This window comes from Lysinibacillus sp. NPDC093688 (assembly GCF_050280145.1).
Lineage (GTDB): Bacteria > Bacillota > Bacilli > Bacillales_A > Planococcaceae > Lysinibacillus > Lysinibacillus xylanilyticus_B.
The window spans coordinates 154,867-164,830 of the sequence record NZ_JBNNUX010000001.1; the positions used below are offsets into that span (position 1 = coordinate 154,867).

General features: G+C 35.4%; 10 protein-coding genes and 1 riboswitch. Of the genes, 3 read left to right on the plus strand and 7 right to left on the minus strand.

The window, feature by feature from the left end:
* Positions 1 to 73: 73 nt before the first annotated feature.
* Positions 74 to 1,279, minus strand: a complete 1,206-nt coding sequence (locus ACQKN2_RS00725; RefSeq protein WP_427413493.1) for an ATP-grasp domain-containing protein — start codon at positions 1,277 to 1,279, stop codon at positions 74 to 76.
* Positions 1,280 to 1,428: 149 nt separating this feature from the next.
* Here ACQKN2_RS00725 and ACQKN2_RS00730 point away from each other — a divergent pair, with 149 nt between their 5' ends.
* Both ACQKN2_RS00730 and ACQKN2_RS00735 read left to right on the plus strand, forming a co-directional pair.
* A complete protein-coding gene (locus tag ACQKN2_RS00730; protein ID WP_427413210.1) occupies positions 1,429 to 2,823 on the plus strand; it encodes a UDP-N-acetylmuramoyl-tripeptide--D-alanyl-D-alanine ligase in 1,395 nt (464 codons plus the stop codon).
* Positions 2,824 to 2,971: 148 nt separating this feature from the next.
* On the plus strand, positions 2,972 to 4,357 hold the full coding sequence (locus ACQKN2_RS00735; protein WP_427413211.1) for a UDP-N-acetylmuramoyl-tripeptide--D-alanyl-D-alanine ligase: 1,386 nt from the start codon (positions 2,972 to 2,974) through the stop codon (positions 4,355 to 4,357).
* A gap of 59 nt (positions 4,358 to 4,416) precedes the next feature.
* On the opposite strand, the gene ACQKN2_RS00740 is transcribed toward ACQKN2_RS00735, so the two are convergent.
* From ACQKN2_RS00740 to ACQKN2_RS00765, 6 genes are all read right to left on the minus strand, one after another.
* Complete coding sequence (locus tag ACQKN2_RS00740) at positions 4,417 to 5,349, minus strand: C40 family peptidase (protein WP_427413212.1); 933 nt, start codon at positions 5,347 to 5,349, stop codon at positions 4,417 to 4,419.
* Between the two features lie 504 nt (positions 5,350 to 5,853).
* Positions 5,854 to 6,216, minus strand: a complete 363-nt coding sequence (locus tag ACQKN2_RS00745; protein ID WP_427413213.1) for a VOC family protein — start codon at positions 6,214 to 6,216, stop codon at positions 5,854 to 5,856.
* A 252-nt stretch (positions 6,217 to 6,468) separates the two neighbouring features.
* Positions 6,469 to 6,861 carry a DUF5367 domain-containing protein gene (locus ACQKN2_RS00750; protein WP_427413214.1) on the minus strand — a complete coding sequence of 131 codons (393 nt, stop codon included), beginning with the start codon at positions 6,859 to 6,861 and terminating at the stop codon, positions 6,469 to 6,471.
* Positions 6,862 to 6,878: 17 nt separating this feature from the next.
* The gene (locus ACQKN2_RS00755) at positions 6,879 to 7,451 is read right to left on the minus strand and encodes a TetR/AcrR family transcriptional regulator (protein WP_427413215.1); all 573 of its coding nucleotides are present in this window, start codon (positions 7,449 to 7,451) and stop codon (positions 6,879 to 6,881) included.
* Between the two features lie 223 nt (positions 7,452 to 7,674).
* On the minus strand, positions 7,675 to 8,160 hold the full coding sequence (locus ACQKN2_RS00760) for a peptide ABC transporter substrate-binding protein (RefSeq protein WP_427413216.1): 486 nt from the start codon (positions 8,158 to 8,160) through the stop codon (positions 7,675 to 7,677).
* Positions 8,161 to 8,334: 174 nt separating this feature from the next.
* Positions 8,335 to 8,628, minus strand: coding sequence for a hypothetical protein (locus ACQKN2_RS00765; RefSeq protein WP_427413217.1), 294 nt, complete (start codon positions 8,626 to 8,628; stop codon positions 8,335 to 8,337).
* Between the two features lie 325 nt (positions 8,629 to 8,953).
* Positions 8,954 to 9,143, plus strand: a riboswitch (cobalamin riboswitch).
* Positions 9,144 to 9,541: 398 nt separating this feature from the next.
* Here ACQKN2_RS00765 and ACQKN2_RS00770 point away from each other — a divergent pair.
* A complete protein-coding gene (locus ACQKN2_RS00770; protein WP_323646399.1) occupies positions 9,542 to 9,724 on the plus strand; it encodes a hypothetical protein in 183 nt (60 codons plus the stop codon).
* Positions 9,725 to 9,964: the final 240 nt, after the last annotated feature.

Genomic DNA, 9,964 nt, shown 5'->3' on the forward strand with positions numbered 1-9,964 from the left:
TTTGAAAGGGGACAATTATTCGGGATATTTTTTGTAGCTAAATAATGAGAGCATTATCAGAGGTATTTTAAATCTATGATACTTTTAGAATGAACTTTATTTCTTTCGCGGCGTTAATCGCTTTACTTTTAGCTTCAGCTAATGTCGCACCTTCCGCAATTACATATGCATAACGATGTCCCATCGATAAAGGAGGGGTTAGAAATGTCCCTCTTCTCGGCTTCACATATACATCCACAACTCCCGGTGAATTCGTTGCTTTATTTCTTCCAATAACTTTTTCTAAAATACCTTTACTTTCAACAATGACGTATTTTGTATAGACAAACTTTCTATGCCTTGGATTGATATCGGGGCGCTCACCTAAAAATAATTTAAGTGTTTCTTCCACTAAATTAAATCCAAAAGCGGCGTGAAGCATAGTATTCATTGCTCCCCCTGAGATTCGTGGATTAATCTCAATAAGCTTCCATCCGTTCTTTGTTAAACGAAGCTCTAAATGCAGAGCACCATTTTCGATGTTAAACGCTTTTACAATAGATTGGAGAACTTCCTCAAGACCAGCTTGAATTTCTTTTGGAGCTTTAACGAGAACACCATAACCAGTAATGATAAAACGTTTACCTTGAGTAATTTCTTGTTCAATCATACCGACGATATTAGCTTGCCGTTTATAGACAAGTGCTTCTACTAAATATTGCGGACCTTCGATATATTCTTCAATCATTATTGTTTCACGAGGATTTTTGCTTCGCAGATGGCTCAAGTGTTTCTCCAGTTGGTCTGAGTCGTTTGCTAACAAAACATCTTTGGAGCCTGTTGATTTTGGAGATTTCACAATAAGTGGAAATGCCATGTTATTAGAGAAGGACTCATTTGGCTTGAGAAGAAAAAACTTAGGAGAATAAGGCTGGTTCTTTAAAAAATTTCTAGTTTTTTCTTTGTCCTCCATCATTTCAATAGCTGTTGAAGATGTATAGTTGTCACAAAATTCATCACATAAAATTGAGGCTATATGGACAAAAGGATCAACAAAACTAACAATAGATTTTATTTCTAACCCAGTTTTAGTTAAATTATAAATTTCATCTTTCATGTCTTCTATATTCGAAGTATCAATAAGAATCATTTTATGAATATCTGGGTAGGCTTTTCTCTGCTGTAACTGCTTTTCGTTGTTTGTAAATAGGACGGTAAAATAACCTAATTTTTCTGCTGCTCTTGTTGCTTCACGACTTGACCCGGATTTGTTTGTGCCGATAAATATAATCGTTTTCAGGTATATCACTCCTTCTATTGGTACTTAGATGCTTTATCAACTATATATATATGCGTAAAAATAGATTTCCTCTAGTTATGTATCTCGTATACATCCAAGCAACTTTTAAGAAGGTACATATACTAGAGTGGAAAGGAGGGAAAAATAATATGAAGCCTCTTACGGTGCAGAATTTAACAGTCATTACTGCAGGCCATTTAGTGCAAGGGTCGGAGGAAGTGTTGATTCAACATGGAGCTTATCGACTGAAGCAAGTGAAAAAACCAAATACCGCCCTTTTTACAGATAAGCGTATTGTCAACTGGAAAGACATGGAGACGCTTTATCCTATAGTGCTTGTAACAGATAGACTATACAGTCAAAAGGAAATACCTGAGCAAATCATCATCATTAAAGTAAATAATATAGATGAGGCATATTGGAAATTTGTAAATTATTATCGCAATCAATTTGATATCCCTATCGTAGCTATTACTGGTACTTCTGGTAAATCGACGACAAAGGAGATGATCAAACATATACTTTCAGCAGAAAAAAATGTAGCATCCACGCCACTTAGTAGTAATTCTAGAACTGCTTCTTTACAATATTTACTGAATATAGATGATCATACCGACGCAGCCGTTTTTGAAACTGCTGTTGGTTCACCGGGGGACATCAAACTTGCGGGGGAATATTTCAAGCCGACTATTGGGATTATTACAAATATAGGAGCACATCATTTAAATTATTGTAAAACTTTAGAGGGGTATATCCAAGCAAAGGGTGAAATGTTGGACATTATTAGTCCCACAGGCTCATTAATCCTTAATGCTGAAGATATCAACACAAATAAATTAGATTTATCGAAGTTTCAAGGACATATCATAAAAGTAGGGAAGCATGAATCTTGTGATTTTCGAGCAAGTGATATTCGCTACCACAAAAATGGTATGTTGTTCAACGTTCATCACAAGAAGAAACTATATGAAATCTTTGTACCAGGTTTTGGCGAGCACCAAGTATATAATGCCCTTGCTGCTATTGCAGCTATTGATGAAATGGATTTGCCGATTTCGTTGGCAGCAAAACGACTGCCATCATTCCAAAAATTGAATAAGCAGCTTCAAGTATTTAAGGGTATTAATAATTCCATATTATTAGATGATACATGGAATATTACGACCACTTCTTTGGAGGCAGGATTAAAGGTTTTGAATGCTCTCGGAGAAGGCAAGAAAAAGATTGCCGTTCTTGGAACGATTACAGATTTAGGGTCTTGGGGATATATTATTCACGAGCAAGCGGGAGAATTAATTAGTGAAATTGGGGTCGATGTACTTATTACGATAGGGGAACATGCAAGCATTATGGCGCTTCATGCCATTGAGGCAGGACTGAGTTCACCTGTGTATATTTTTAAAAATAGTACGCGCGTCTATAAGTTGTTAGAAGATATTGTAGATGAAAATACGGTTCTTTTCATTAAAGGTGATATGTATAGTAAAGAAGTTTCTAAGTTGGCAGATGATTTAAAAATAAAAAAATCATCTACTTCTGAATAGATTCATCTTTTCACCTAAATAAATGTTATTTTCCATCATTTACTAGATTGAGCATGCCAATAGCCAATTGCTAAGAAATGCAGAAGCGTGGTCATATATTAACTCACTTATACAGAAATATACTTTATAGAAAGGGGGCGTAGTTAACTTGCAACATATAAGTGTTAGCGATATAAGAAAATTATTGCATGGAGAATTAATAAGCGGTTCTGAACTCTGGTCTGTAAAACATGCAATTTATTATAACCGACATGAACTGACACAACATCATACACTTATGTTTGTTAGTAAAAGTGATACAATCAACTGGCACGAGATAGATCGAAAGGGCCCATCTCTAGTCATTTCGGATAAATCATCAGAAGAATTGAAAAAATCGCTGAAGAATACGACCGTTATTCGCGTCAAGAGTGTTGTGCAGGCCTATTGGAAATTCATTGAATATTACAGGAATCTATTTCAAATACCCGTCGTCGCTTTGACCGGAACATGTGGCAAAACTACTACGAAAGAAATGATTAAACACATAGCTAGTAAGGAATGGAATGTTCAAGCATCTGTAAGCAGTAAAAACGAGCCACGGCAATCCTTACCGTACTTGACTGGAATCGATCAGGAAACAAAAGCAGCTATCTTTGAATTAGGTTTGGGGAATAGTGGGAATATTAAACACCAGTGTATGATCTATCAGCCTACGATTGGTATTATTACGAATATCGGTGTCCATCATTTAGACGGATGTCTTAATCTTGATGGGTATATAAAAGCAAAGGCAGAAATTTTAGAAGGAATAAAAAAAGATGGCACGTTAATCATTAATGGTGATGATGAAAACACTAAGAAGATCCCCTTGCGTAAATTTAATGGGAAGATCATTACCTTTGGCGTTCACGAAAATTCAGATTATCAAGCTACGAATATCCAATTCACAAAAGGCGGCATGAAATTTGTACTAAAAGTGTCAAATGACAAGTACAATGTATTTGTTCCAGGATACGGAGAACACCAAGTATATAATGCATTAGCGGCTATAGCAGCCGTAAAGGAAATGGGACTTTCCATTGCTGTCGCTATTTCGCAATTAAGAACGTTCAAAGCGATGGCACGGCACTTAGAGATTTCTACTGGTATCGGTGAAAGTACGATAGTAGATGATACATGGACAAACAACCCGACTTCTGTTGAAGCAGCACTAAAGGTTTTAGATACGATTGGAATAGGGAAAAAAGTAATTCTAATTTTAGGTGACATTAAGCGATTAGGTAGTTTCGAAGAAAAATATCATCGAGAGATTGGCACAATGGTCGCGAAAAGAAACATTGATACGCTTATTACAATTGGCAAAAGAGCAGAAAATATCGCGAACCAAGCGTTGAAGGAAGGTACAAAGGCAGATGTTCATATTTTTCAAGATGTTACAGGAGTTTTAGATGTACTAAAGCCTAAGCTTGGCAGTGAAACCGTTGTTCTTATTAAAGGTCCAATGTCCAGCAAATCTATGATTGAATTTGCGAATCAGTTAAAAAATATATAATAGAAAAAGAAGCTTCCTTAAGGAAAGCTTCTTTTTTCTATATCCAATTTAAAGCTGTCTTAAAAAACTCGTTTTGCTGTAATATAATGCTCTTTATAATAGTCAACCATAAGTACTCTTGTAGTTATACCACTAGAACTTGGAATGATAATACGTTGATCGCCTGCATAGATAGCTACTAGTGAAGGAGTTTTAGAGCCTATAACACTATTAAAGAACACTAAATCACCTTTTTTCAAATTGGCACGTGAAACCGTTGTGCCAACATTCATTTGTTCTTTTAAAGTAGTTGTACCAAGTTTAACTCCACTCTTACGATAGACAAAGTCTACAAATCCTGGTGCTGTAAAGCGAAGACTAGCTTCGTTATTAGTAGAGCTGATCGTTACTTTATTTTTATAATTAAAGGCGTTTTCAACTATTTTATCGCCTTTCGTGGCAGGATTTGCTGAAAGTAGTGTAGGTAATACTCTTCGGGCACCTACATAATTATCTGTATAATATGCTTTACCGTTTAAATCCGAAATAACGATATTTTGCTTCGTATCAGCCATGTGAATCATTTGATTGTTGCCAATATACATTCCCACATGATCAGGATCTGTTCCTGTTTTTTTACTCTTAAAGAAAAGTAAATCACCTTTTTGTAATTGATTTCTGTTAACGGGTATTCCTTGCTGTATCATATAATCTTCATTATAAGTCGCAAGATCGACACCATTTTTCTCGAAAATATACATTATAAATGATGCACAAGAAAATTTATAAGGATATGTAGCCTTGTAGGTAGTATTACTGTATGTCGCTTGACCAATTAAGCTTTTTCCAGTTTTAATTAATTGCTCTGCTTTCGCAGCAACAGCCTGTGCGTTATTTTGAGCATTAGTTGTTGCAGCCTCTACTTCTATTGGATGGACAGTTGGTTGTACCACTCCCAATGTACTAAAACCTATCGTCAATGCTAATGTTGTTGTTAAAAATCGTTTATTCATGTTGTTAAATTCCTCCTGAAGCTATTTGTTAAGATTAAACCTGTTTTGGCTTTCCACTGGAATTAATCGTAGCATGAAAAAGTAAGGCTTCTTGGAGGTAATTGTTACCACGACGAATGGGAATTCGCTGTAAACACCTGATATAAAAGGCTTCATCGCCTTAATTTACAGTTTTATTACAAATGTTTCAGTTGGGTGAAGTATTGATAGAAACGAAAGGTCATAGAGGCCTTGAAAGACATGACGGTGGGGGAAACGACGATACAATTAGCATGTAATACTTAGCGATAATCAGACTAGGCAGATGTCGATAAAATTCAGAAAGTTGGGGGATAAAACGCGAAAGTTAATCGATAAAACAAAACATTTGGCCAATAAAACGTAAAAGTAATCCGATAAAATTAAAAAGTTGGATGACATTTGTTAAAACGTCTGTCATGTGATAGTCATCTTTTGACAACATGCCAGTTGAATAGAATTTAATTTCTATTCAACTGTTTCTTTTTAAATTTCCTGGATCATCTCCACTCTATTACCGAATGGATCTCTAAATTCAAAGCGTTCAAAATGAGGAATAGGAACTGCGTCGAAAATTTCTATATGATGTTCGGCTAATGTCATTTTCCACTGTTCTATATTTTCAACTTGATAGGCAATATGAGCCTTAGTCGTTAATCTATCAAAGCCATCTTCTGTCCCTACATGTACCTCTTTATTGCCGACTTGTAACCAGAATCCACCGCGTCCTTTAAGCGAATCAGGCTTTTCAAGTTCTTTTAATCCTAATACTTGACAGTAAAAATGTTTCCCTTTTTCTTCTTCACCTTTTGGAATTGTTATTTGAACGTGATGTAAGCCTATAACCATTTTTTCTCCTCCTTTAATTCTAATCAATACTTACTTCTAGGATAATAATGGAAAATCCTTTAATTTATTTCAGCGGGTGTCTAAACACTCGCTGAAATAGAGGAACTCAGTCTAAGAACGCCACGTCCTGTGGCAACGACTGAGTGAGCAACATCATGCTGTTCCTGCCGCTACGCTTTCGCGCAAAAAACATCTGCAGTACTAAGCACAAAGCCGATTACGGACGCAATTATGCCGAGGCATAATTGATTTTCACGAATGAATAGTATTTTTCTTCACGAATGAAGCCTTTGTAAAACCAGTAATAAGTATTAGGGAATAGGCCCATAGAAGCCATGAAGCGAAATAACGATCTACATCAGCTGATAAATTCGGAAAAACATCGTCGAAAAAAAATAATACGACTGCATCAATGAGCATTCCAGGTAATACGATACAGAAAGCAGCCAGTAATCGCTCTGTACCCATTATCTTTTTCAAAGAATAAATAGGTATTGTCGCTATCCAAATGAGTGGAATGGCTAAAATGAAAGCGGCTATCATGAATAAAGGTTTTTCAAGGATAAAAAAGTAATGCCCCATTAATCGGAATACAGCACTTGCTACAAGCCAAATCGCAAACCCCCAACATAAAAAGAATGGCATTGTGTTTCCTCCTCAAATTATTTTCCCAGACGATACAGTGTTTGAAGGATTTTTTCTAATTGTTGATAGAATGCATCTACATCGAAATCGTCCCGCATCATCACTTGTATGGCTAAACCATCAATAAGGGCGTTGAGAAAAATGCTCCAAGTTTCCACTGAGACACCATCAATTGGTGATGTATCCCATAATTTCTCTAAAACGTGACATAAATGTTCATTTTCAGCCGTTAAAATTTGTCCAACTTGCTGTCTAATAGCCGGGTTAGTAAAGCCGAAGACGATTAAGGTGAAAAATAATTTATGATAAAAGGCATCATTTTCATATCGGCTTTTTGCAGAGAGAAGTGCAGATTGAATCATCTGTTGATCAATCGTCACCATCTCATTCCAAGAATTTTCACAGATGTCTTGGACAATTTCGAGAATTATTTGCTCTTTTGATTTGAAATGATAATAAATAGTTCCTTGTGTCACACCAGCCTGCTCAGCAACAGCCTTTAATGTGAATTTTTCAATCCCTTTTTCTACTAAACTTTGCTTAGCAGCCGTTATTAAATCTGACTTTTCGATACCAGTAGGTTTTGCCATTCATTTTCACCTCCTTAATTATTAGTTAGTTGAATAACTAACTATAAAATAGCAAAATATTCCTTAATTTACAAGTGTGTTTTTGACATTGGTGGATACACATTATGTGTGGTGCCATAGGAGAGGTTGTGAAAGCATAAAAAAAGACTTGCGTGTAAGAGGTTAAATCATAAACACAAGTCCTATTCTTATTAAACTAAAATCCTCGTGAACACATTAATAATTAACTAATCCAAGTCTGTTTCACTTCTTTGGTTTTCCATCTATTGTCTTTGTAATGAACTGTAACTTTTACTCCAACTGCCCCTAAACCCGAACGATACATAGAACCTTCAAAAAAGATGTCATTGTTGAACTTAAATTCAACTTTTTCTATTCTAAGGAGTACGCCATCTAAAGATAATGTATCTCGATTATACAATCCCTTTTCTTTCAGCTGTTCAAATGTTGCATCCATTACATCTACTTTGTATTTTTCTTTAAAATAGCTTAAAATTTCTTCTTTACCACCTTCATCTACTCCCTCAAAATTATTCATATCAATAGCTATGTATTTCATATCACTACTTAATGCTTCATCTTGTTCCATAATTGAATCTAATGCAATTGTATATATTTCTCCTAAATGTTCCTTTGGTTCTAATCCAGTATTGCAAGCAGAAAGCAAGATCAACGTAATAAACAGGGTACTAAAATATCTGAATTTCAATTTTATCCCATCCTTTTCTATTTAGTCGGTGTATTTAAGTGTGGAGCTACAGGAGAGGTTGTGAAAGCATAACAAAAGAACTTGTGTGTAATGAATTGTCATCATACGCACAAGTCCTTAGAGTGATGAGTGATGGGCTATTATTTGGATTGATGAAAAGTTGATAATAACCCGTTACTCACCAAAATGCTTTACAATTTTCCATGTTTCATCAGGATTATCATTATCTATTTTTTTCCAAATCTGTCCACTTGTTGAGTCGTATAAATATAACCATCCATCGATAACAACTAACTCATAATTTTCATTTTCCCTATTATTTATTGAATTCGCCATTTGAAGATTTGAATTTGTAATAGTGCTCCCTGCATAATCTATACTATTTGATAGTTTAGTTGTGCTATATATTAAAGAGCCACCAATTATAATACTTGATAAAACAATCGCTATACTAGTATTTTTCTCCATTTGAATCTCTCCTATAAAAGTATTCCTATATTGCTATTTTTAAAATGAAAAATTTTTTATGTAGAAATGATACCATAGGAAAGTATTGTTTGGTAGATAAATGGTAAATGTGCATTGAAAGAGATTGACCATTATCTCGAAGCGAGTCGATAGCGTCTAAATACCATAGAACCTTATTCTTTATTTATCAAGATGAAATACAGAGAAAACCTGTCTAGATTACTCTAATTTAATGAAAGGTCATAAATTGACTCCATTACATTCGTTATTAGTAATCTATTAGGATAGGTCAATGAACACAAACCACTATGGTATAATAATAAAAACGGAATAATAAGATAGAGGTACAAATCATATTTTGATTTGTTTAAAAGGGAAGATCGGTGCAAATCCGACGCTGTCCCGCAACTGTAAATGGGAGCACGTTTCAAAGGACCACTGTTACGCATTGTAATGGGAAGGTGAAAAGTGTGATGAACATAAGCCAGGAGACCTGCCTTTATCTAGTACAACCAAAAAACCTACGAGGATAGGGGGTGTTGAGTGTGACTAGAGAACTTCTCCTGCATGCTCATAGTACGATGATTGCTGAAAAGGAAGCTTCTATTATTAATAGAAAGCCTTATCTTCATTCAGAAGACTCTCACCTTTGAAGGTGGTGAATGAATGCAGATAAGATCTTTTTTAATGGGTTACCAAACACCTATTGAATGAAGATAAGCCTCCGGCGGATGTCACGGATTTTGAAAGGAATGAATTGTGCGGGCACAATTCAAAATCCGGACGCAATTACGCCAAGGCGTAATTGATTCGTGGTGGCAATCACCGTATTATGTCGTGTATTTGTCATATTAGACATCTTTCTGTAGAGAGAAAGATGTTTTTTTATGCTAAAAATGAAGGAGTGTTACACATGAATCCACAAGTAATCGAGTATTATGAAAGTCTGTTAAAATTTGAAATCATGGAAAAGCAGTATACAAGTACTTCTCAAACATTAGGGGAGCTAGTTGAACAGTATGTAGGGCAAGATACTGTTCATAAAAATGATATTTTAACAGCATATAAAAATGTAATGAAAGAACTAATGGGATAAAGTGAAACTTTAATCAGTGGGGACGCATTATCCCCACTGATTATTAGTGTTCACCAATCGGGCTTATACGGGCAGTTAATCCCCATGTAACTACTTCGCTATAGCTTAATGTTAAAGTTTGGAGTAGTACTGCCCGTTAAAGCGGGATAAAGTGAAACTTTAATCAGTGGGGACGCATTATCCCCACTGATTATTAGTGTTCACCAATCGGGCTTATACGGGCAGTTAATCCCCATGTAA

Coding starts and splice junctions, on each gene's coding strand:
- ACQKN2_RS00730 (WP_427413210.1), top strand. CDS start 1,429: ATGAAGCCTCTTACGGTGCAGAATTTAACAGTCATTACTGCAGGCCAT.
- ACQKN2_RS00740 (WP_427413212.1), bottom strand. CDS start 5,349: ATGAATAAACGATTTTTAACAACAACATTAGCATTGACGATAGGTTTT.
- ACQKN2_RS00745 (WP_427413213.1), bottom strand. CDS start 6,216: ATGGTTATAGGCTTACATCACGTTCAAATAACAATTCCAAAAGGTGAA.
- ACQKN2_RS00750 (WP_427413214.1), bottom strand. CDS start 6,861: ATGCCATTCTTTTTATGTTGGGGGTTTGCGATTTGGCTTGTAGCAAGT.
- ACQKN2_RS00755 (WP_427413215.1), bottom strand. CDS start 7,451: ATGGCAAAACCTACTGGTATCGAAAAGTCAGATTTAATAACGGCTGCT.
- ACQKN2_RS00765 (WP_427413217.1), bottom strand. CDS start 8,628: ATGGAGAAAAATACTAGTATAGCGATTGTTTTATCAAGTATTATAATT.
- ACQKN2_RS00770 (WP_323646399.1), top strand. CDS start 9,542: ATGAATCCACAAGTAATCGAGTATTATGAAAGTCTGTTAAAATTTGAA.